The sequence below is a fragment of the Finegoldia sp. P3-F-LR genome, from assembly GCF_052932165.1.
The window spans coordinates 1-24,188 of the sequence record NZ_JBRFJE010000019.1 but is presented as its reverse complement, the minus strand read 5'-3'; the positions used below and the strand labels follow the sequence as shown (position 1 = coordinate 24,188).

The window sequence follows — 24,188 nt, the reverse complement described above, 5'->3', positions numbered from 1 at the left end:
TGATTATTTAATAATTATTTTTTCGTGTGAGATAAATCATTACAACGTAATAAATAATTGCAAAATATATTTATCAAACTTTTACGTTTGTAGTTTCAAATTTATAAAATATTTATTTTATAACAAATTAATCGTATAAAAAGTTTACAAAAAAACAAATAGGGGTATAATAGAGCAGTAAACTTATTGATTTAACATAGATAGTAACGATTGTTACAAGAAAAATGAGGAGGATAATATGAATAGAAAAAGGATCGTTTCGTGGATACTCATTTTCGCTATGGTTATAGGATTTGCTCCTGTAAACATATACGCAAGTGATGTTCCACAAAAACAAGAAGTCACAGCAGAAGGTGATTTTCAATTTGATGCAAGTAGCGGGACTATTAAAAAGTATAATGGTACAGCTACTGATGTAGTTATTCCAGAAAAAATTAATGGAAAGACTGTAACAACTATTGGTAAGGGAGCCTTTGCAAGAAAAGGACTTACATCGGTTGTTATTCCAGAAGGTGTTGAAACAATCGACCAAGGAGCTTTCTCAGCTAACTCGCTTACAACAATTAAGCTTCCTTCGACTGTTAAACAAATCGAAAGATTAGCTTTTGGAATGAACAAGAATTTAACTAAAGTTGAATTAAATGAAGGCTTGGAATATATCGGTCAACAAGCGTTTATGGGTGATGAGTCATTAGCTGGAGAAGTTATCATTCCATCTACAGTTAAGACTGTTATGACAACATCCTTCAACAAAACAGGTGTAACAGGTTTATTATTAAAAGGTGATGAAAAATCCAATCCAGTTTTATTGAAATCATCATTAAATGGGGAAACAATAAAAGAGATAAAAACAGAAAGCCCATTTAAACATATAAGAATCAACTTTAATTCACTTGGAACAGGTGAAGGAGACAAATACCTTGATTTGGGAGAAGTTGAAGCAAAGGCAGATTCAAAAGAAGAACTACAAGCTTGGTTGGATAAAAATATCAATACTGATTTTATCGCAACCTATGTAGATAAAAAAGACAACACAGGTTCGAAAGATAAAGAAGTAGAACTTGAAAAGAAATGGAACTTAGATAATTTTGATACAACAAAAGAATTTGAAGTGACTGCAAGTATTGACAGAGATAAGTTACCAGAATTCGAACCAATCGAAGGATATATACCACCAAGTGTTAATAATTCAGCTACAAATTTAATAATTAAACTGACAGTTAAACTTGGCGAATCTGAACAACCAGAACAACCTACTGTAACTGAATGGTCACAAGAAGATTTCACTTATGGAGAATTCAAATACAAGGGAAGAATGGAAGAAGAAACTCATAGATTTGGAATTACTGGTTTTTCTGAAAAAGGTAAGGCTAAGTTAGCAAAGAATCCTGATTTGGTTATTCCAAAAGAAGTGACTATTGATGGAGTATTAAAACCTGTTGAAGGAATTAGAGAAAATTCTTTTGAAAATCTTAAAATAAATTCTGTAACTTTCCCTAAGACTGATGTGGAATTTATCATAAAAGATTCTGCTTTCCAAAACTCAGGAATTACTAAGGTTACGTTTGAAGAAGGTTTGAAATCTGTTGAATCACGTGCATTCAAGGATAATAAGCTTACTGAAGTTTCCATTCCAGGCACTGTGTGGAAAACTGGTAGCGAATCTTTCATGAACAATGAAATCAGTAAGCTTGAAATCTCAGATGATGTGGACAGTATTCAAATAGATAATTTTAGTTTTGCAAACAATAAACTTAAACTTGTAAAACTTCCTTATTCTATTTTTAAAATCAGACATTTTGTATTCAAAGACAATACAGGTTATGAAAATAGCAAGGTTGTAAGACTTGAAACTAGAAATCCTGAACATTTACAATCATCAACTTATATCGTACCAGAAAGCGACCATCACAAGATAGTTTTGGTTACAGATGTAGACAGAAGTGAACTTTTCCAAGAATTACAAAGTGTTAAATCAATCGTAAAATCAGATTATAAACAAGAACAATTCGACGAATTCGACAAAGTATTACAAGAAGCTAAAAGAATTTTCAAGGACGAAAAATCAACTCAAGAACAAGTGGATAAGGCTTTTGATGATTTGGTAAAAGCTGAAGCGAAATTGAGACAATCAGCCCCAGACAGATCAAAACTTAGAGATTCCATCAAAAGAGCAGAAGAATTAATTCCAGAAGCTTTCGAAAAAGAATCCTACGATGCTATGAAGAAGGAACTTGACAAGGCTAAGGAAGTTCTAGCTGATTTGGATAAAACATCAGATGAAATAACAGCTGCGAACAAAAGCTTGGAAGAAGCTTTGTCTAACTTAGTTATCAAGAAAGATTACTTGTATACAAGTGAAGACTTCACATACGAAGGCAATGCTATTACAGGATTTAGCGAAAGTGGCAAGGCTAAGTTCAAAGTAAACAAGAATTTGGTTCTTCCAGATAAAACTCCTGAAGGTAAAGATATTGAGGTAATCGGCAAATCAGCGTTCAGTTTAGAAAAAGATCCTGGAGTTAATTTCGGTACAGATACTGTAAGTTCTGCAAATGGTATGGTATCGGTAAAACTACCACAAAATCTTAAGAGAATTGAAGAAGATGCTTTCAGATTAAACAACTTTAAAAATGTGGAATTTCCAAGCACTTTAGAATATATTGGAGGATCTGCATTTAATGGAAATAGACTTGAAAAAGTAATCTTACCTGATTCTGTAAAAGATGTTGAAGGTGGAGCATTCTCATTAAATCAAATTACTGAACTTAGACTTTCTCCAAATATGACAAAGGTAGCGAATGGTACTTTTGCAAGAAATATTAAACTTAAAAAACTTGAAATTCCTGAAGGAATAAAAGTTATCGAAGGATCAGCTTTCCAAGGAGCTCCATTAAAAGAACTTACTATTGCAAAAACTGTTGAAGAAATCAAAGGAAGGGCATTTACTGGTCATCAATTAGAAGAATTGACAATTCCTGGAAATGTTAAAAAGATTGGAAGACAAGCTTTCGCTCACAATATTAAATGGAAGAGACTTAAAAAGTTAACATTAGAAGAAGGAATCGAAGAAATCGGAGATTCTGCATTTAGATTTAGTTTGCTTAAAGAAGTGAACTTACCAAAGAGTTTGAAAAAACTTTCAGATACTGCTTTCAGAGACGCTGAAACAACTGACAAGAAACATGTTATCGTTAAGTTGTACACTGAAAACCCTGACCATTTAAAATTCAACAATGAAAAATCATTAGTAAATCAAAAAGTTATTTTTAAAGGCGAAGTAAAACCAGGAACAATTGAAGAAATTCCAGAAATCAAAGCAGAAGACATCGAAAAAGAAGTTGTAAAACAAGGCGAAAAGATCGATGTAACAGATAACATCAAGAACTTACCAGAAAAGGCAACAGCTAAAGATGTTACAGAGCCAAAAATCGACACAAATAAACCTGGTGAATATACTGCAAAAGTTGAAGTAACATTTGAAAATGGATCTAAGAGAATTGTGGAAGTTCCTGTAGTTGTTGAAAAGAAAGAAGTAACACCTGTTGATCCTGTTGAACCAACAGATCCAACTGAACCAACAGATCCAACTGAACCAACAGACCCAACAGACCCAACTATTCCAACAGATCCAACAACACCTGTTGAACCAACAACACCAACAGAAAACATCAAAGACACAGACACACTAAAAGAAATATTTGAAAAAATACCATCAACAAGAATAGCAGGAAGAAATCGTCAACTAACAGCAGTAGAAGTAAGCAAAACACTATTCGAAAAAGCAGACACAGTGATAATAACATCAAGCGACAAAATGGTGGACTCACTTGCTGCATCACCTAAAGGAATAGCAATCAACGCACCAACATTATTTGTAGAAAAAGATTCAATAATGGATGAAGTTCTTCAAGAAATCAAAAGACTTAACCCATCTAAGATAATAATCGCAGGTGGTGAAGAATCTATTAATGACGATGTTGCAAAACAATTACAACAATTGGGAATCAAACAACAAAGAATAGCAGGAGCTGACAGATTCGAAACAGCAGTAAAACTTGGAGAAGAAATCAGACGTAACTCCTCAAACAAAACAGACGTAATCCTGGTAAACGGATACAACTCAATTGATGCATTAACAGCAGGAAGCTTAGCTGCAAAATTAAACATTCCAATACTATTAACAGGATCAGACCAACTAAACAAAACAACAGAAAAAGCATTGAAGAATTGGAACATCCAAAACGTAATAATAGTAGGTGGACACACTCAAGTATCAGAAACTATAGCATCACAACTTAAAAATGATGGAGTAAACACAAGTAGACTTGCAGGAAGAACACGTGTTGAAACAGCACTAGAAGTAGCAAAAGCTGTAAACAGTGACCCTGACAAAGTAATATTTGCAAACAAAGATGCATTTGCAGATGCACTACTTGCACCATATCTATCAAACGCCGAAAAAGCACCAATAGTATTGATAGATAAAGATGAAGCATCTGTATCAGTAAAACAATACTTGAGAGACAATGAAATCAAAAACGGCATCATTTTAGGTGGAGAAAAAAGTATAGAAGAATACAAATAGTATTCAACAAATTTACAATGTGATTGGATTTTAAAATTCAGTCACATTGTTTTTTGTTTGAATTACAAAATTTGATTTGTATTGTATAATATAAGATATATTAAGAAAAACTCTTAGCGTAAATGCAAAGATTTGAGGAGAGATTTATGTCAATTTTAGTTATAGGAAGCGTGAATGTAGACACTACATATAATTTGGAAAATTTCCCGAAACCTGGAGAAACAATATCGTCCATATCAAAGAGCAGATCTGTCGGTGGCAAGGGAGCTAACCAAGCGATTGCTTGCAAAAAACTCGGTGGCGATGTGAAGTTTCTTGCGTGCGTGGGAAATGATGTGGACGCTGATTTTATTTTCAAAAATATGAAGGAATACGGAGTAGACACAACTAACATTATAAAAAAAGATGTGGATACTGGAACTGCGCTAATAAATGTGGACAAAACTGGACAAAACGAAATAGTTTTGGATCATGGGGCAAATTATGCGATTACAATCCAAGACATCGACGATAACATCGAACTTTTAGATGAATGCGATATTTTGATTTTGCAAATGGAAATTCCGCAAGAAGTCAATGAATATGCTATTAAAAAAGCGAAAGAAAAAGGAGTTTTCGTGATATTGAACCCTGCCCCAAGTGAGTTTGAAGTGGATGACATATTGGATAAAGTGGATTTGTTCGTGCCTAATGAAAATGAAATTTTGAGATATTCTACAAAAGAAAACTTAAAAGAAGCAGCAGATGAATTGCTAGGCAAAAATGTCGGTTCTGTGATAATAACTTTGGGAGAAAATGGCTCTGAGTATTTTTCGAAAAAAGAACACATTACACAAGATGCCATCAAAGCGAAAGTCGTGGATACAACATCTGCAGGTGACAGCTACATCGGAGCGATGGCTGTCATGCTAGATCAACAAAAATCCATCAAAGAAGCGATGAAATTTGCCACAAAAGCATCATCAAAGACTGTAACCAGAAAAGGATCGGGAGAATCCATCCCAACAATAGACGAAATAATGTAAAACTTTCAGGATTTGCCTGAAAGTTTTTGATGTAATAAAAAGAAAACCGTTCATGCTAAGAATATCATACGGAAAAAATTGGTTTGTTTTCAAATCGAACAAATCCGTCCAAAATCGCACCGCGTAAACGAAGTGTGCTTGCGATTTTAGGATTTGGAAATTTAGAAAACAACAATTTTTGTAGTCTAGATATTCGTGCATGATGGTTTGCTTTTTGTATGATTTAAATTTTTACTAAAACCACAAAACCATCCAGAATTTTCTGGATGGTTTTTCAATAAACTCTATTCGTTCAACGCCAAATCTTGTATGATTTCGTAGTTTTCTTTTAATAATTTGAAATCAGGAATGTAAGATGCGGCGATGATTTCGTCTGGGTTGTATTTTTGTTTTATTTCCATGAATTGGTCTTTTACAGAATTCACATCTCCTTCGATTCGAAGTCCGCGGGCAGTTCTTATCATGAATTTTTCGATTGATGTGAGTTCTGGGCTGTTGTTAGGGTCTGCTTTTAAGAATGCATCTCTATTGTTTCTGTTTTGGATTTGCAAGAATATGGAGATGGCTTGTTGTTTGATGTGTTCTGCGGCGTCTTTCTCGTAGGCTGCGTTTGCAGATACTCCAAGCATTACGTATGGTTTGTCCAAATATTTTGATGGTGTGAACTCTTCGCGATAGATTTTGAGTGCGACTTCAACTGTGTTTGGCGAAAAATGTCCCGCGAATGAATAAGGTAGTCCCAATTGTGCTGCGATGTGCGCTGATGTCATGGAGCTTCCCAAAATATACACTGGAACGTGTGTGCCAACTCCAGGATATGGACGCACGTTGAAGTTTTCTGCTTCTTCTTCAAAATAGCTTAAAAGTGTTCTGATGGCTTCTTTGAAGTTATCTTCTTTGTATGTGTCACGGTAGATTAATTTTGCTGTTTCGATGTCTGTTCCAGGCGCTCTTCCAATTCCCAAATCAATTCTTTCGGGATATAATGTTTCGAGCGTTCCGTATCTTTCTGCGACTTGAAATGGTGTGTGGTTAGGAAGCATTACCCCGCCTGCTCCGACTTTTATTCTATTTGTATTTTCCAAAATATATCCGATAATCAAATCTGTTGCTGAGCATGAGATTGATTTTGAGTTGTGGTGTTCTGCGACCCAATATCTTTCGAAGTTTTGTCCGTCTGCCCATTTTGCAAGTTCCAATCCACGTTCGATGGATTGTTTGGCAGTTTCATCTATAAATCTTGGTATTAAATTTAGTATTGATATTTTCATAATTGTTCCTCCTTTTGGTTAATATGAATTTATTATATAAAATGGCGATTGTCAAATAAATTTTACATAATACTAATGTGATAGTAAACTATTGAAGAAAACTTGAACAAATGATATAATTAATTCAATAAATGAAATTGTTTTATTTTTACCCAATTTGGATAAATATATAATAACGATATTAAAAGGAAGTATATTATGGATATTAAGAAATACAGGGTAAAACCTAACAAAAAAGTTGATTTGGAAAAATTTAGCACTAAAAAAGACGATTCTTATTCCAAACAAGAAGTGAAGGAAGAAATTCTTCCACAAAATTTGGAAAAAATGTTTGAATTTCAGGAAAAATTATACGCTGAAAACAAAAGAGGAATTTTGGTTGTGCTTCAAGCGATGGATGCTGCGGGTAAGGACAGTTTGGTGAAAAAGGTGTTCACCGCGCTTAATCCTGCTGGCTGCAAGGTTACAAGCTTCAAGCAACCTTCCACAGAAGAATTGGATCACGATTATTTGTGGAGGATTACACAAAAGACTCCTTCTTACGGAGAGGTTGGGATTTTCAACAGATCGCACTACGAAGATGTTTTGGTAACCAGAGTTCACAATTTGGTTAATCAAAAAAACGACGACGATTTTTGGGAAAAAAGATTCGAAGATATCAATGCGTTCGAAAAATATTTGGACAATAATGGTATCAAGGTTGTGAAGTTTTTCTTGCATGTGTCAAAGGACGAACAAAAAGAAAGACTATTGGATAGGATTAACTTGGAAGAAAAACATTGGAAGTTTGCAGCAAGTGATATTTTGGAAAGAGAAAACTGGGACGATTACCACAAGGCTTATGAAGATATGTTGGAGCATACTTCAACTGATTATGCACCTTGGTATGTAGTTCCTGCGGACAACAAATGGTTCACGAGGTTTGTTGTGAGTGAGGTTATGTTGGATTTGTTCGAACAATTGGACCCACAAACACCAAAACTTTCCAAGGAAGAAGAATCACAACTAGACAAATGGAAGAAGGTTTTGTTGGAACAAGACGAGAAGGATGAAAAGGAAGACTAATAATAAGTAGGAGGAGAGTATGTCAGACGACAGAGATTACAGAAACTTTGAAAATGATGACAGTGAATACACTAAAGACGGCAACTATTTTAGTGAAAAAGAAGATGTAAGAGGCGGATTTAGCGAAGATAAGGACAGTTATTCTGACAGAAATAGCAATTATTTTGAAGCATCTAATGATGATAATTATTCTAATACGAAACAGGATCATTACGAAAAAACAGACGACAGTTTTTTCTTTGAAGGGCAAGATGATGAAGAAGAATACATCGAAGACTACACTCAAAGGGAGAGTTCAGGTTATGCTGGTTTTTGTCAAAATATTTTCTCAATGTTACATGGACTTATTGAAAAATTCAATAAAAAAGGTGCGTTTGTAATTTTATTCTTGTTGTACGGAGTGTTCACATATATTGCATCAATCGTACAATACAAGCTTCACCCAGAACAAGCACAACAATTGGAACAAGTAACAAAAACTGGATTGAGTTTGACAACCTTCAGTATAATAACTGCTGTGACATCAATGTTTTTCTATTATGCAGTGTGTAGAATTATGTTCCATTTCACTAAAAAAGATATGTCACCAGTTCCAAATCCTGTAGAAAGAGACACGAGACTTGGAGTGTATGTAGCAGTTGAAGCGTTGATTAACATTTTGTTGATGGCACTTCCAACAACGTTCCTTCCATCAATCCTTGTCATGATAATTGGAGTTATCTTGTATTCAGCAGTATTCTACGACAGAATTTCTGATGAAAGAATGCTTGCAGTAGGTGTGAAATCAGCGATAGTAAGTATTGTTGCAGGACTTGTGTTTGGACTTATCATTGGAATCGCAGCAATAGCAGTTGCAGTAGCTGTTATGAAATAAAAATTTGTAGACTGATCACTAACCTAGGTGGTCAGTTTTTTTGTTTTTTAATATGTAGCCCGATGTTATATAATAATATATAAATGAAAACTAAAGGGGAAAATAAATGAACTTAACTGATATTATAGATAAAATTGATTATATAGATTACACCAAAAACACCGACGACGAGATTACAAATGTGACAAATGACTCCAGGAAAATCGAAAAAGGCGGAGTGTTTGTGGCGATTTCAGGGATGGAATTTGATGGACACAAATTTATCGACAAGGCGATTGCAAACGGCGCAAACACGATTGTGGTTACACAAGATACACAAAAAATAGAAGGGATCAACTACATCAAAGTAGAAGATGCAAGGATAGCTCTTGCTCAAATTTCAAATGTGGTTATGGATTTTCCATCGAAGAAGCTTCGCGTGATAGGAGTTACTGGGACAAATGGCAAAACGACGACATCTTCTATGATTAGTCATATCTTGGAACATTTGGACTCAACATGCACAAACATTGGCACGAACGGTACCTTTATCGCTGGAGAAAAATACGAAACGCCAAACACGACTCCAGAAATCTCAGAAATCGACAAGATTTTGAAGCTTTCTGTGGGCAAAAAAATCGACAACGCCGTTGTGGAATGTTCCAGCCACGGATTGTATTTGCACAGACTAGACGGGATTGATTTCGATGTGGCAGTATTTAACAATTTATCGATGGAACACATGGATTTTCACAAAAATATGGAGAATTATTTCGATGCAAAGATGATTTTGTTCGAAAATTCCAAGAAAAAAATCGCAAACGTAGATGATGAATACGGAAGAAAAGCGAAGGCTAGGTTTGAAGACACATACACATTCTCACTTGAAAATGAATCTGATTTTAGGGCAGAAAATGTCGAATTGATTGATGGCAAGATGCATTTTGAAATCAAAAACGTAAAATTCGTACTGAACAGATTTGCGATGTTTGATGTGTACAATGCTGTGGCTGCGATTGCTGCGGTGAATTTATTGGGATACGAATTGAAAGATATCGCCAAAGCTTTGGAAAGTTTTACAGGCGTTGAGGCACGATTTGAATTCGTAAAGAATGATATGGAAATAAATATTGTCATCGATTTTGCACACACTCCAAAAGCGTTCGAAAATATCTACAAATCTGTGCCAAACGACAAACGAAAAATCGCGGTTTATGGAATGAGTGGCGACAGGACTAGTGAAATCAGACATGAGGTCGGAAAGATTTCCGCTGAAAATAACGTGTTCTCAGTGGTGACAACTGACGATCCAAAATTCGACACATACGAAAACATTGCAGATGACATCGTCAGTGGGATTGAAGAAGAAAACGGTGAGTTTGTAAGAATCAAGGACAGGAAATCTGCCATTAAACATGCGATAGAAATGGCAAATGATGGAGATTTTGTTCTACTTTTGGGAAAAGGACAAGAAAACTTCATCAAGCTCAAAGGAAATGAAAAGACGCCTTATTCTGAAAAAGAAACAGTCAACGAAGTGTTGGATGAATTGAAGAAATAAAAAATGTAATAGGTAGTTTCAAAATTTACAAAGCAGAAAACCAGTTTGCACGAATATCTAGACTACGAAAATAAATAAACTCTAAGCTTGTGAACCTAAAATTGTGAACTCGCTAACGCTCAAACAGCACAATTTTTTAACGGTTCACTTCGCTTGAATTTATGATTATTTTCTCCGTATGATATTCTTAGCAAACTTGGTAATCTGCTTTTTTCATTGCAACAAATCGCAGAACATTTACACTTGACAAGAAAACACAAAACTCGTAAATCGCTCATCTGTCTACAAAAATTGTTGGAGGTAGTTTCATAACATACAAAGCAGAAAACCAGTTTGCACGAATATCTAGACTACGAAAATAAATAAGCTCTAAGCTTGTGAACCTAAAATTGTGAACTCGCTAACGCTCAAACAGCACAATTTTTAACGGTTCACTTCGCTTGAATTTATGATTATTTTCTCCGTATGATATTCTTAGCAAACTTGGTAATCTGCTTTTTGATTGAATATAAAACAATTTTTTTCGAATGATTCGCTCTTTTACGATGTTTTTGGTTTTGAAAAATTATCAAGATTTTCCGCAAAATCATCTATGAGAGAGAGGCGAGGGAGGTCATTTATAGAAAAAATCTATAAATAACGATTATCATTTTGATATATTGGCGATTAAATGATATTATTTGTTACGAGGTGATTAAATGGTTGATTTAAAGAAGGAATTACCAGAAGTTTTTAACGATTTTGCAGAAAGTCGTCAAAATGCTTTTTTGAAGGTAAAAGAAATAAAGGATAAGGATATTCCTGTTATAGGAATTTTTTGTACGTTTTTTCCACAAGAGTTAGCTGTTGCAGCTGGTGCTACTTGTGTTAGTTTGTGTGCTACAAGTGACGAAACTATTCAAGATGCTGAGAGGGATTTGCCTAAAAACTTATGCCCACTTATCAAATCTTCTTATGGTTTTGCGTTGACTGATAAGTGTCCGTTCTTCTATTTCTCTGATTTGGTTGTCGGAGAAACTACTTGCGATGGCAAGAAGAAGATGTACGAATATTTGGGAGAATTCAAACCAGTTCATGTTATGGAGCTTCCAAACAAGAACACTGAACAAGGTCTTATTTTATGGAAAGAAGAAATCAGAAAAATGATTAAGACTATCGAAGATTTATTCGGAGTAGAAATCACTGATGAAAAATTAAAGCATGCTATTGAAGTGAAAAATGCTGAGAGATCCGCTGTAAAGGACTTCTATTCTATAATGAAGGCTGATGATTTGCCAATCACAGGTGGAGAATTGTGGCATGTTTTAAATGGTGTGCAATTTGATTTTGACAAGGAACAAATTCCACAAATGCTTGAAGAATTAAAAGCTAAGGTTATGTCTGAACACAAGCACATCAGTGGCAAACCAAGAATTTTGATTACTGGTTGTCCTATCGGTGGTGCGACTGAAAAAGTTATCGAAGCAGTCGAAAACAACGGTGCAGTTGTGGTTAGCTACGAAAACTGTGGTGGCGCTAAGGCTATTGATGAAAATGTCGATGTAGACAATCCAGATATGATCGATGCGATTGCTAGAAAATACATGAACATTGGTTGTGCATGTGTGAGTCCAAACGAAAACAGACTTAAATTATTGGATAAATTAATCGACGAATACAAGGTTGATGGTGTTATCGACATGCATTTACAAGCTTGTATTCCATATCAAGTTGAAGGTTTATCGATCAAAAGATTCTGCAACGACAAGAAAAATGTTCCATATATTGCAGTGGAAACAGATTACTCAAAATCAGACATTGGACAATTGAACACAAGAATTGGCGCATTCGTTGAAATGCTATAGTGCCAAATTCTTTAAAACGTGCTATAATGTTATAGCAAAATCCATATAGGCTAAGCCTAGAAAACAATCGCCATTGAAAAGTGGCGGTTATTTTTTTGGAGAAAATTTGAAATGTTGTAATAATCTATCTGGATAGGTGTGATACAATATAGTAAGTATAAATTTTGCACATAGGAGAGGAAAAACTTGGCAAAGCAAAAATCACTTAAATTAAACGCGATGCTTAATTTAATCAAAGTTGGGCTGAGCGTTGTGTACCCGTTGATAACTTTTCCTTACGCTACGAGAATTTTGCAAGTAGCAAACATGGGAAAGGTAAGCTACGGGGATTCAATTATTAAAATATTCATGCTGATTGCATCGCTTGGAATTACCAATTACGCAGTCAGAGAAGGTTCTAAATACAGAGAAGACAGAGTAAAACTCAACCAATTTTCGAGGGAAGTTTTCTCCATCAACTTGTTGTCTACGTTGATTTCTTATATTTGTTTGGTAATTTTCTGTATAATTTCTGCGAAAATGCATGACATTGCAACACTTGTTTTCATTCAAAGTTTGAGTATAATCTTCGCGACACTTGGAGTTGAATGGGTCAACGCAATCCATGAGGATTATTTGTACATTACAATTAGGAGCATTTTGGTTCAAACGTTGGGAGTTATTTTACTATTTTTCGTAGTAAAAACTCAAGAAGATTATTTAAAATACGCCGGACTTACGGTTTTCGTAAATGGTTTGGTGTGCATATCAAATATGTTACACGTTAGAAGATACGTAAGTTTGAAGCCAACACTTAAATTAAATTTGAAAAGACACTTGAAGCCTATCATGCTATTCTTCTCAAATAGTATCGCAGTTTTGGTGTATGTCAGCGCAGACATGACAATGCTAGGATGGATCTCGGGCGTTTTTTATACAGGACTTTACACTGTAAGTGTGAGGGTGTATTCCGTTGTAAAACAAATGCTCGGCGCGATTTACATGGTTACAATTCCAAGATTATCCAAGGCTGCGACATTGGATGACAAGACAGAATTTAGACATTTGTTGACAGAAATCTCAAGTTTCTTGCTTTTGCTAATGATACCAATGTGCATGGGACTTGGAGTTCTATCCAAAAATATCGTCTACATTCTCTCCGGAGAAAAATTTATGGCAGGAGCACTTTCATTGCAAATCTTATCCGTATCGGTGTTTTTTGCAATAACAGGTGGTGTAATCACAACGTGCATGAACGTTCCATTGGGAAAAGAAGCGTTGAATTTGAAAGCGACGACGATATCGGCGTTCGTAAATGTAGGATTAAACCTAATTTTCATACCACTTTGGCAACAAAATGGTGCAGCAATGACTACGGCGATCTCCGAATTAGTAGTAGTTCTTGTGTGCTTATTTGAATTCAAAGAAGCAAAGTTCTACTTTGAAATGGACAAATTATTCTATACAATGAAATACGCAGTAGCAGGTGCGTTGTGGATACTTTTGACAAAATTTGTAGTTACAAAGTTTATCACACACTACACGCTTAACTTATTGGCAGTGTTTTTCATCAGCGTCATCGGATACACATTGATATTATTCTTCGGTAAAAATGAAGTATTTATAGAAACATTGAAGAAAACACCACTCAAAAAATTAGTAAAATAAATTATGAGAGCATCACGTGATGCTCTTTTTTGATTGGAGAAGAATAGACTGTTTCAAAATTTACAAAGCAGAAAACCAGTTTGCACGAATATCTAGACTACGAAAATAAATAAACTCTAAGCTTGTGAACCTAAAATCGCAAACTCGCTAACGCTCAGACAGTGCGATTTTTTAACGGTTCACTTCGCTTGATTTTATGATTATTTTTCTCCGTATGATATTCTTAGCAAAACTGGTAATCTGATTTTTTCATTGCAATAAATCACAGAAAATATACAGGTTACTGGGAAAAATCACAACCCTTAGCAAACTAATTTTCTGCTTTCGTTCACCTTAAAAAAACCTTCAACAGTTTTCCTCTCTCTCATTTCGCACATCAAAGCCCAAAAATAATACTAGAAAAATTTCACAATGATGGTATAATAAAATAATTGGGCATAAGATTTTGTGTTTATCGACGATATTTTCGGTGGTGACTTTGACGGTGATAATTACGATTGGTAGTTTAATCCTTTAAATTGGCAAATTTTTTTGAAACGCATATATAATCTAATGTGAATATATGGTAAAATAAGGTTAACAATACTTTTGTTAACCAATATTTTTTTGTAAAGAGGTGATAGTTTGAGCGATTTAATAAAAAAAGAATTGATACGAATTGAAGATCATGCAAATGATTGGAAGGATGCAATAAGAATTGCAGCTAAAAGTTTGTTGGACAATGGTTACATTAACGAACAATATGTAGAAGACATGATAAAAAGCGTTGAGGATGCTGGTCCATACATTGTGCTTGCTCCGAACATTGCGGTTCCTCACGCACGACCAAACGGCAATGTAAATAAAATGGCTATTAGTTTGACGAAATTAAACGAGCCTGTTAATTTTAGAAACGAAGAAGAGGATGAGGACAACTGGGTAAGAATTTTATTCTGTTTGGCAGCGGTGGATTCTTCATCACACATTGTAGCACTTCAACAATTGGCAGTGCTTTTGGATTCAGATGAAATTACAGATGAGCTTATCAACGCAAATTCTGAGGACGAAATGTTGGAAATAATTAACAAAAAATTAGAGGAGGGAAATGATGATTAATATTGTTACTGTATGTGGTAATGGAATTGGAAGTAGTCTTCTTTTGAAAATGAAGGTTGAAACTATTTGCAAGGAAATGGGAATTGAAGCGAACGTTGAATCTTGTGATTCTAACGCAGCTGTAGGAAAAGGCGCTGATCTTTTCGTAACTGTTAAGGAATTCAAATCAATTTTCTCAGATGATCAAAAAGTAGCTATCGTTAAAAGCTACACTAACAAGAAAAAAATCGAAGAAGATTTGGTTCCTGTATTAGAAGAATTCAAATAAAATTTAAAAATTTAGGAGGAATTTATGGGATTTTTAAACGTATTAAAGGATATTTTATCTGAACCTGCGTTTTTGATGGGTCTTATCGCGATGGTAGGTCTTATCGCTCTTAAGAAACCAGCTCATAAGGTAATGACTGGTACATTAGGTCCAATCTTAGGATATTTAATGTTGGCTGCAGGTGCAAATGTCATCACGACTAACTTGGATCCATTGAGTCAAATGATTCAACACGGATTCAATATCACTGGTGTTGTTCCTAATAACGAAGCTATCACATCTGTTGCGCAAAAAGTTTTGGGCGTAGAAACAATGTCAATTTTGTTAGTAGGACTTATTTTTAACTTATTAATAGCAAGATTTACAAGATACAAGTATATTTTCTTAACTGGTCACCACAGTTTCTTCATGGCTTGTCTATTATCAGCAACTTTAGGTGCAATCGGATTTAAGGGCGTGGCTTTGGTATTGGCTGGTGGATTTATATTGGGAGCTTGGAGTTCAATCTCTCCAGCAATCGGACAAAAATACACTTTGAAGGCTACTGATGGAGATGAGATAGCTCTTGGTCACTTTGGCTCATTGGGATATTATTTGTCGGCGTTCATCGGTTCATTAGTTGGAAAAGATTCCAAATCAACTGAAGATATCGAAATTCCTGAAAAATGGGGTTTCTTGAGAAATACTACAATTTCAACAGCGTTGACAATGATTGTGTTCTATCTAATCGCAAGCATCAAAGCTGGTCCAGATTTCGTTGGCAAAATGTCTAACGGACAAAACCCATATTTGTTTGCAATCATCTCTGCATTAAACTTCGCAGTTGGTGTGGCAATCGTATATGCCGGTGTTAGAATGATTTTGGCAGATTTAATTCCTGCATTCGAAGGTATTGCTACAAAACTTATTCCAAACTCTGTTCCTGCAGTTGACTGTGCAGTATTTTTCCCATACGCACCAACAGCAGTTATTTTGGGATTTGCATGTAGTTTTGTAGGCGGATTAATCGGTATGTTTATTTTGGGAGCTATCGGTGGAGTATTAATTATTCCAGGACTTGTTCCTCACTTCTTCTGTGGTGCAACTGCTGGTATTTACGGTAATGCAACTGGCGGTAGAAGAGGAGCTATGATTGGTTCATTCATCAACGGATTATTCTTGGCATTCCTTCCAGCATTCTTACTTCCAGTTTTAGGACAATTAGGATTCAATAATACAACATTCGGAGATTTTGACTTCGGAGTTTTGGGAATTTTATTAGGAAAAGTCGGTAACGCTATGGGTAATGTCGGAGTTTATATTATTATCGCTGTTTTGGCAGTAGTTTTAATAGCTCCTTCAATTATCACTAAGAAAGATACGGCAATTAACAACGAACAATAATTTGAACTACACAAGAAAGAGGTTGAAATGGATAAAATTAACACAAAAATTTACTCAGACGGTGCAGTATTAGAAGACATGTTAGAATCATTGGCATCAAAAAAAGTAACGGGATTCACAACTAATCCATCATTGATGAAAAAAGCTGGAATTACTGATTACGTTGAATTTGCTAAGAAAGTTCTAGAAGAAATTACAGAATATCCAGTATCATTTGAAGTATTTGCAGATGATTTAGAAACTATGGAAAAAGAAGCAGACAAAATCTCTTCATTGGGAGATAATGTTTACGTCAAAATTCCAGTAACTACAAGCAATGGAACATCAACTGCTCCATTATTGAAAAAACTTAGTTCAAAAGGAATTAAACTTAACGTAACAGCAATCTTCACAGTGGATCAAGTAAGAGAAGTTGTAGACAACTTGACTGAAAATGTTCCAAGCATTGTTTCAGTATTTGCTGGAAGAATTGCAGACACAGGGGTTGATCCAATGCCAATCATGAAAGAAGCCTTGGAAATTTGCAAAACTAAAAAAGGTTGCGAATTGTTGTGGGCATCTCCTAGAGAAGTGTTCAACATTTACCAAGCAAATGAACTGGGAGTAGACATCATCACATGTACTCCAGCCATCATCAAGAAACTTTCATTGATGGGAAAAGACTTAAACGAATATTCACTAGACACAGTGAAGACATTCTGCAAAGACTCAAAAGAATTAGGATTTTCAATACTTTAATAAATACAAGAGCTCACAAATGTGGGCTCTTTTTTTAGTCCTGTGATTGAAAAATCATCATGCACGAATATCTAGGCTACGGCAACAATCGCGCACGAATATCTTGGTGAAAATTTAATAATCTTATTCAGACACAACACAGATCAAGCATTTTGCACGAATATCTAGACTACAAAAATAAATAAATTATAAGCTTGTGAACCTAAAATTGTGAACTCGTGCTACGCACTCAGACAGCACAATTTTTTAACGGTTCACTTCACTTGAATTTATGATTATTTTCTCCGTATGATATTCTTAGCAAAAAGGCTTGACTGTTTACATGGATTTACAATATAGGTATGTTCGATTACTTGCCTAAACGGACACAAGGATGATTGCGGAGTGAATTTTAACATAAACGGAAGGGGAGAACATCTAGCATGAATATCTAGAATACTAAGAATGTTTTTTAATTGTACTCCGTAGTTTTAAAATTATTAGAATAAAAAATTGAGGAATTAAAAAATATTAAAAATTTTAAATTAACAATATTAAGATAAATTTATTTTATTAATATTCTAATATGAACTAAAGAAATATCAATTAAAAGTAAATTAATCGTAAGTTTAATGTAGCTAATTACGTATAAATATACATCAAGAAAAAAGGCAGATAAATCCCTAAATCAACAGTTAAAACAAGCAAAAAAAGTGGTTGACAAATCAGAATATTAATGAATATAATATAAGAGAGAAGAAGTTAGAGAGTAGTGCAATAAAATGAGGGAAAAGGCGTATATCGCCTATACTACATCGTGTTAAAGCGATAAATACTTGCGTTTCAATTGTATTATAATTCAAATTTTTTCTAAAAAACAATCATTCTCAAAGCGTTTTACACCGATTGCGATTTTGAGAGTTGAATTAATATTAGGAGGAATATATGACAGACAAACAAAAACTTAGTTTGAAAGCGCTTATACTGATGATTTTTACGTCGGTTTTTGGTTTCACTAACATTAGTAGATCATATTATTTAATGGGATACTCCGCTATTCCTTGGTATATTTTATCTGGTATAGCGTTTTTCCTACCATTTGCATTCATGATAGCAGAGTATGGTTCTGCATTTAAAGATGCAAAAGGTGGTATTTATTCTTGGATGGAAAAAAGTTCTGGCAAGAAGTACGCTTTTGTAATCACTTTTATGTGGTTTGCATCCTACATAATCTGGCAAGTAAATGTAGGTTCAGGTATTTGGATTGTTTTATCGAATGCTATTTTCGGGGTTGATAAGACTCAACAATGGTCTTTGTTCGGGTTAGACTCAGTAAAAACTTTGGGTATTTTGGCAATCTGCTGGATTATAATGGTTACTTATGTATCTAACAAAGGTTTGGAAAAAATTAAAAAGATTACTTCTGTTGGCGGAAGTGCTGTAGCTCTTATTAATATTTTCTTGTTTGTTGGAGGATTAATTATACTTATTTTAAACAAAGGAAAAGTTTTACAACCAATTAATTTTGAAGCATTTTTCCAATCTCCAAATCCAAAATACGCAGGTGGAGGAATTGCTGTTTTATCATTTGTTGTATACGCAATCTTTGCATATGGTGGAATAGAAGTTATAGGTGGTCTTGTAGATCAAACAGAAAATCCTGAAAAAAATTTCCCTAAAGGTGTAAGCATCGCAGCTATAATAATAACTGTTGGATATGCATTGGGGATTTTGATGTTTGGATCTTTTACTAATTGGGATTTTGCTTTCAAAAGTTTCTCAAAAGAAACTATTACTTTAGGTAATGTTTCATATATCGGTATGAATCACATGGGTTATCAATTGGGACTTGCTTTTGGTATGAGTGAAGCTGCAGCTAGAACTTGTGGTTTGTGGATTTCAAGATACATGGGTATTTCGATGTTTTTAGCATTGACAGGAGCGTTTTTTACTTTGATTTATTCTCCACTTAAGCAATTAATAGGTGGAACTCCAAAAGAATTATGGCCAAAATCTTGGACTGTTGAAAAAAACGGTATGTATGTGAATGCTATGAAGTATCAAGCAGCGTGTGTTATTGTAATTATCGCCATTGTTTCATTCGGAGGAAAAAGCGCAAAACAATTCTTCGAAGTATTGGTGTCAATGACTAACGTTTCAATGACTTTGCCTTACTTCTTCATTTCTTATTCTTTCTTAGCGTTTAAGAAAAATCAAGAAATAGAAAAACCATTTGAAAAATTTAAATCTATGGGAGTTGTCAAGGCGGCTGTGTTCTTAGTATGTTTAGTTGTAGGATTTGCGAACCTATTTACAATTATTGAACCAGCTATTAGTAGTGGGGACTGGTTGACTACAATAATGTCTGTAGCAGGACCATTACTATTCACACTATTGGCATTGTATTTGTACAATAGAATGGAAAAGAAATACGGAAAATTAAATTAAAACTATCGGTGTAACAAAAGAGAGCTTCGGCTCTCTTTTATATTGAAGATGATTTTATAAATAAATTTTTCGGATTTTTCTTCCAAAATTATATGCACTGTAATTTATTGGAAAATTTTATAAGTGATTTCCTTTAAATGTTGATGTTTTTGTTGTAAATGATATGTTTTAATGTTAAAATAAAAGGTAGTATTTATAGATATTAAAGTAAGGAGATTTATATGGGAGTATTTGAATCTATTTTTGGCTCAGCTAATAAAAAAGAGCTAAAGAAAATAGAACCAATTATTAAAAAAATTGAATCATATGATAAGTCTATGCAACAATTATCAGATGATGAATTAAAGCATAAAACTGTTGAATTCAAGGAAAGATTAAAAAACGGCGAAACTTTGGACGATATTTTACCAGAAGCATTTGCTGTAGTTAGAGAAGCCAGCTACAGAGTTTTGGGTATGAAACAATATCGTGTGCAATTAATCGGTGGTGTTGTTTTACACCAAGGTAGAATTGCAGAAATGAAAACTGGTGAAGGTAAGACTTTGGTTGCAACTTTACCTGCTTATTTGAATGCGCTTAGTGGTAAGGGCGTTCACGTGGTTACTGTCAATGACTATCTTGCAAAGAGAGATAAGGAATGGATGGGAAAGGTTCACGAATTTTTGGGATTAACTGTAGGCGTTATCGTTTATGGTTTGGATAATGACGAAAGACGTGAAAACTACGCTTGTGATATTACTTACGGTACTAATAACCAATATGGTTTCGACTATTTGCGTGACAACATGGTTATTTACAAAAAAGACAAGGTTCAAAGAGGTCTTAACTTTGCAATCGTGGACGAAGTTGACTCCATTTTAATAGATGAAGCTAGAACTCCACTTATTATTTCTGGTCAAGGCGACGAATCTACAGATATGTACACAAGAGCAAATATGTTTGCTAATGGTTTAACTGGACGTATTATGGATCCAGAAGAAGATAAGCCAGATATTTTCGATCGTGAATTCAAGGATGAAACTGTAGACTTCTTAGTTGACGAAAAGAGAAAAACTGCCAGTCTTACAGAAATTGGTACTAAAAAAGCCGAAGAATATTTCGGCGTGGAAAACTTGTCTGACCCTAATAACATGGAATTAGCTCACCACATCAACCAAGCTTTGAAGGCTAACAATACGATGAAACGCGATATTGATTACGTAGTAAAAGATGACGAAATCCTTATCGTCGATGAATTTACTGGTCGTATCATGGAAGGTAGAAGATATTCTGATGGCCTTCACCAAGCTATAGAAGCAAAAGAAGGTGTTGAAGTTAAGAGCGAATCTAAAACTTTGGCAACAGTTACATTCCAAAACTACTTCAGAATGTACAACAAATTAAGTGGTATGACTGGTACTGCTAAGACTGAAGAAGCGGAATTCAACGAAATCTACAAGATGGACGTTGTTGAAATTCCTACTAACAAACCAGTAGCCAGAGTTGACGAACAAGACAGAGTTTACATCAACGAAAATGCAAAATTCAACGCAATCGTTGAAGAAATAAAAGAAATTCACAAGACTGGACAACCAATTCTAGTAGGTACAATTTCAATTGAAGTTTCAGAAAGATTGTCCAACTTGTTGAAGGAAAACGGAATCAAACACGACGTATTGAACGCTAAGCAACACGAACGTGAAGCAGAAATCGTAGCACAAGCAGGTATGTTTGACAAAGTTACTATCGCAACAAACATGGCAGGTCGTGGTACCGATATTCTTTTAGGTGGTAACCCAGATTTCTTAGCAAAACACGATATGAAAAAACAAGGTTACGGCGAATACGTAATCGAAAGTTTGGATTCATTCTTGCCAAGCACAGACGAAGAATTAGTTGCAGCAAGAAATGTATACAATGAATTATACAAAAAATACAAGAAAATGACTGACGAAGATAAGAAGAAAGTTCTTGAAGTTGGTGGATTATATATAATTGGTACTGAACGTCACGAATCACGTCGTATCGACAACCAATTGCGTGGTCGTTCTGGCCGTCAAGGAGACCCTGGTAAATCAAGATTCTTCGTATCATTAGGAGACAACTTAATGAGATTGTTCGGTGGCGAAACTATCCAAAAATACGCTGAATCTGGCAAATTCCCAGAAGACGAACCAATGGAATTCAGAACAATCACTAAAGCAATCGAAAGAGCGCAAACAAAAGTTGAATCTAATAACTTTGGTATCAGAAAGAACGTATTGAAATACGACGACGTTATGAATGCGCAACGTAAAGTAATTTATACTGAAAGGGATAAAGTACTTGACGGAGAAGACATGCACGAATCTATCGTTGCTATGATTAAGGACATCATTGCTAATGCAATTGACACATATTGCCAAGATTCAAAATCAGAAAATTGGGAAATGGAAGCATTGATGACATATCTTAACACATTCATTCCAGAAGGAACATTGGATCTTACAAGACTTAACAGCTACAACAAGAAAACTTTCACAGATTATGTAACACAAAAAGCATTGGAAGTTTACGGCGAAAAGGAAGAAGCCATCGGCAAAGAAAAATTCAGAGAAATCGAACGTGTAATTCTTCTTATGGTTGTAGATAGAAAATGGATGGATCACATTGATGCGATGGATCAATTGCGTCAAGGTATCGGTCTAAGAGCGTTCGGTCAACAAGACCCAGTAAGAGCTTACAACAATGAAGGTTTCGAAATGTTTGAAGATATGAACCACTCTATAAAAGAAGACACAGTTAGAGGAATGTTCAACGTTCAACCAGTTGAAGAAATCGAAAGAAAACAAGTAGCTCACGAAACTTCTGCATCAAGTGGTGAAGAAGAAATCAACAAACCAGTAGTTAAAGGTAAGAAAATCGGTAGAAACGATCCATGTCCATGCGGAAGTGGTAAGAAATACAAAAACTGCTGTGGTAAAAACAGATAATAAATAAATAGTGAAAAAAGCGAAGTGAAATGTTTGGTTGTGAATATTGAACATCAAACATTTATAGCTAAGGAGAGGCGAAGTAAATTATTCTTAGCACAAGGATAACTACTTCACATCACAAGCCACTCACTATTATAAAAACAAATACAAACACAAAGGAGGAGAAATCCTCCTTTTTTGTTCAAAAAATATATGCAATTGGAGGATAAAAATGGACGTATTTTTAATTAACGAAAAAATAGAAAATTTATCTCAAAATCTAAAAGAAATAAAGGAGTCTCTTTGACTTAGACAATTTAAGAAAAAAATTAGATGAATTGCAACAAGAAACATTGAAACAGGGCTTTTGGGATGACAGCGACAAAGCACAAGAAATATTCGACGAATTGAATTCAATAAAAGCTGATGTCGAAAACTACGATGAAATCGAAGAAAAAATCGAAGAAGTAAGAATGATGCTCGAAATTAGCAAAGAAGACAACACCGAAGAATACGAAAAAGAAATCTCCAAGACACTCGAAAGTTTGGAAGAAAAAGTCGACGAATTCAAAATCAAAACGCTCTTGGTGGGAGAATACGACAAGAATAATGCGATTATGTCCATACACGCAGGTGCAGGTGGGACTGAAGCACAAGATTGGGCGGAAATGTTACTGAGAATGTACACGAGGTGGATTGCGGACAAGAATTATTCCTATAAAATCACCGACTACAACCAAGATACAGAAGGCGGCATTAAATCCGTATCGTTAATCGTACAAGGAATTAACGCTTATGGATTTTTGAAAAGCGAAAAAGGAGTCCACAGACTTGTCAGAATTTCTCCGTTTGACCAACAAAAACGTCGCCACACATCATTCGCATCAGTGGACGTCTTCCCAGAAATCAAAGACAGTCACAACATCCAAATAGACGACAAAGATTTGAAAGTGGACACTTACAGAGCGTCAGGTGCCGGTGGACAACACGTCAACATGACAGACTCTGCAGTTAGAATCACACACATTCCAACAGGAGTCACAGTACAATGTCAAACAGAAAGATCGCAAATCGCCAACAGAAAATACGCCATGGATATGCTAATTGCCAAGCTTATCATGATAAAAGAAGAAGAAAAGCGTGAAAAAATCGAAGACATCCAAGGCAAATACAACCAAATCGCCTGGGGCTCCCAAATCAGATCCTACGTCTTCCAACCATACACATTGGTAAAAGATCACAGAACAAACTTTGAAAGTTCACAAGTGCAAGATGTCTTGGATGGTGATTTGGATAAATTCATAAATGCGTATTTGAGCCACAATTAAATTTACAATAAAATAACACAAATATAGTACAATATAGAAAGACTAACTATTAAAAGTCAAGAGGTGAAACAAAGAAAATATAAGTAATGATATTGATAAAAACTGAATAAAAATAAGCATGAAAAAGCACCCTAAAGTTTAAGATTAAAAATAGGGTAAGTA

15 protein-coding genes are annotated in these 24,188 nt (G+C 34.8%); 14 read left to right on the top strand and 1 reads right to left on the bottom strand.

The genetic code is table 11. The features are described 5' to 3' along the window. Positions 1-238 precede the first annotated feature (238 nt). Together ACU68U_RS07495 and rbsK are read left to right on the top strand one after the other, a co-directional pair. Positions 239-4,588: a leucine-rich repeat protein gene (locus tag ACU68U_RS07495; RefSeq protein ID WP_446763063.1), complete on the top strand. Its 4,350-nt coding sequence runs from the start codon at positions 239-241 to the stop codon at positions 4,586-4,588. A 146-nt stretch (positions 4,589-4,734) separates the two neighbouring features. Further along, a complete protein-coding gene (rbsK, locus tag ACU68U_RS07490) occupies positions 4,735-5,613 on the top strand; it encodes a ribokinase (RefSeq protein ID WP_094207747.1) in 879 nt (292 codons plus the stop codon). Between the two features lie 284 nt (positions 5,614-5,897). On the opposite strand, the gene ACU68U_RS07485 is transcribed toward rbsK, so the two are convergent. Next, entirely contained in the window at positions 5,898-6,884 is a 987-nt protein-coding gene (locus tag ACU68U_RS07485; protein ID WP_446763062.1) for an LLM class flavin-dependent oxidoreductase, read from the bottom strand. Positions 6,885-7,082: 198 nt separating this feature from the next. Here ACU68U_RS07485 and ACU68U_RS07480 point away from each other — a divergent pair, with 198 nt between their 5' ends. The 12 genes from ACU68U_RS07480 (at position 7,083) to prfB (ending at position 24,026) form a co-directional block, all read left to right on the top strand. Next, positions 7,083-7,949, top strand: coding sequence for a polyphosphate kinase 2 family protein (locus tag ACU68U_RS07480; RefSeq protein ID WP_446763061.1), 867 nt, complete (start codon positions 7,083-7,085; stop codon positions 7,947-7,949). Positions 7,950-7,968: 19 nt separating this feature from the next. Further along, complete coding sequence (locus ACU68U_RS07475) at positions 7,969-8,823, top strand: beta-carotene 15,15'-monooxygenase (protein WP_446763060.1); 855 nt, start codon at positions 7,969-7,971, stop codon at positions 8,821-8,823. 106 nt (positions 8,824-8,929) lie between these two features. Further along, positions 8,930-10,363: a UDP-N-acetylmuramoyl-L-alanyl-D-glutamate--2,6-diaminopimelate ligase gene (locus ACU68U_RS07470; protein ID WP_446763059.1), complete on the top strand. Its 1,434-nt coding sequence runs from the start codon at positions 8,930-8,932 to the stop codon at positions 10,361-10,363. Positions 10,364-11,061: 698 nt separating this feature from the next. Then, entirely contained in the window at positions 11,062-12,207 is a 1,146-nt protein-coding gene (locus tag ACU68U_RS07465; protein ID WP_446763058.1) for a double-cubane-cluster-containing anaerobic reductase, read from the top strand. A gap of 186 nt (positions 12,208-12,393) precedes the next feature. Then, the gene (locus ACU68U_RS07460) at positions 12,394-13,854 is read left to right on the top strand and encodes a flippase (protein ID WP_294685158.1); all 1,461 of its coding nucleotides are present in this window, start codon (positions 12,394-12,396) and stop codon (positions 13,852-13,854) included. 624 nt (positions 13,855-14,478) lie between these two features. Further along, on the top strand, positions 14,479-14,949 hold the full coding sequence (locus ACU68U_RS07455) for a PTS sugar transporter subunit IIA (protein ID WP_446763057.1): 471 nt from the start codon (positions 14,479-14,481) through the stop codon (positions 14,947-14,949). Next, entirely contained in the window at positions 14,942-15,217 is a 276-nt protein-coding gene (locus ACU68U_RS07450) for a PTS sugar transporter subunit IIB (protein ID WP_094204450.1), read from the top strand. Before ACU68U_RS07455 ends, ACU68U_RS07450 begins: the two co-directional genes overlap by 8 nt. A 24-nt stretch (positions 15,218-15,241) precedes the next feature. Further along, complete coding sequence (locus ACU68U_RS07445) at positions 15,242-16,600, top strand: PTS ascorbate transporter subunit IIC (protein WP_094207737.1); 1,359 nt, start codon at positions 15,242-15,244, stop codon at positions 16,598-16,600. Between the two features lie 27 nt (positions 16,601-16,627). After that, positions 16,628-17,338, top strand: coding sequence for a transaldolase (locus ACU68U_RS07440; RefSeq protein WP_094207736.1), 711 nt, complete (start codon positions 16,628-16,630; stop codon positions 17,336-17,338). 924 nt (positions 17,339-18,262) lie between these two features. Next, positions 18,263-19,765 carry a glutamate/gamma-aminobutyrate family transporter YjeM gene (gene yjeM / locus ACU68U_RS07435; protein ID WP_094207735.1) on the top strand — a complete coding sequence of 501 codons (1,503 nt, stop codon included), beginning with the start codon at positions 18,263-18,265 and terminating at the stop codon, positions 19,763-19,765. A gap of 221 nt (positions 19,766-19,986) precedes the next feature. Then, entirely contained in the window at positions 19,987-22,716 is a 2,730-nt protein-coding gene (gene secA, locus ACU68U_RS07430) for a preprotein translocase subunit SecA (protein ID WP_446763056.1), read from the top strand. A 214-nt stretch (positions 22,717-22,930) separates the two neighbouring features. Continuing rightward, positions 22,931-24,026 (top strand): peptide chain release factor 2 gene (prfB, locus tag ACU68U_RS07425; protein WP_446763055.1). Its coding sequence is split into 2 segments (ribosomal slippage): positions 22,931-23,002 and positions 23,004-24,026, totalling 1,095 coding nucleotides; the frame shifts between segments, so codons are not numbered across the junction. The last annotated feature ends 162 nt before the right edge of the window (positions 24,027-24,188 follow it).

Excerpts from the sequence above, each read along its gene's own strand:
- ACU68U_RS07475 (WP_446763060.1), top strand. The coding sequence starts at position 7,969 with ATGTCAGACGACAGAGATTACAGAAACTTTGAAAATGATGACAGTGAA.
- ACU68U_RS07450 (WP_094204450.1), top strand. The coding sequence starts at position 14,942 with ATGATTAATATTGTTACTGTATGTGGTAATGGAATTGGAAGTAGTCTT.
- yjeM (WP_094207735.1), top strand. The coding sequence starts at position 18,263 with ATGACAGACAAACAAAAACTTAGTTTGAAAGCGCTTATACTGATGATT.
- ACU68U_RS07485 (WP_446763062.1), bottom strand. The coding sequence starts at position 6,884 with ATGAAAATATCAATACTAAATTTAATACCAAGATTTATAGATGAAACT.
- ACU68U_RS07445 (WP_094207737.1), top strand. The coding sequence starts at position 15,242 with ATGGGATTTTTAAACGTATTAAAGGATATTTTATCTGAACCTGCGTTT.
- ACU68U_RS07470 (WP_446763059.1), top strand. The coding sequence starts at position 8,930 with ATGAACTTAACTGATATTATAGATAAAATTGATTATATAGATTACACC.
- rbsK (WP_094207747.1), top strand. The coding sequence starts at position 4,735 with ATGTCAATTTTAGTTATAGGAAGCGTGAATGTAGACACTACATATAAT.
- ACU68U_RS07480 (WP_446763061.1), top strand. The coding sequence starts at position 7,083 with ATGGATATTAAGAAATACAGGGTAAAACCTAACAAAAAAGTTGATTTG.
- ACU68U_RS07465 (WP_446763058.1), top strand. The coding sequence starts at position 11,062 with ATGGTTGATTTAAAGAAGGAATTACCAGAAGTTTTTAACGATTTTGCA.
- ACU68U_RS07440 (WP_094207736.1), top strand. The coding sequence starts at position 16,628 with ATGGATAAAATTAACACAAAAATTTACTCAGACGGTGCAGTATTAGAA.
- ACU68U_RS07495 (WP_446763063.1), top strand. The coding sequence starts at position 239 with ATGAATAGAAAAAGGATCGTTTCGTGGATACTCATTTTCGCTATGGTT.
- secA (WP_446763056.1), top strand. The coding sequence starts at position 19,987 with ATGGGAGTATTTGAATCTATTTTTGGCTCAGCTAATAAAAAAGAGCTA.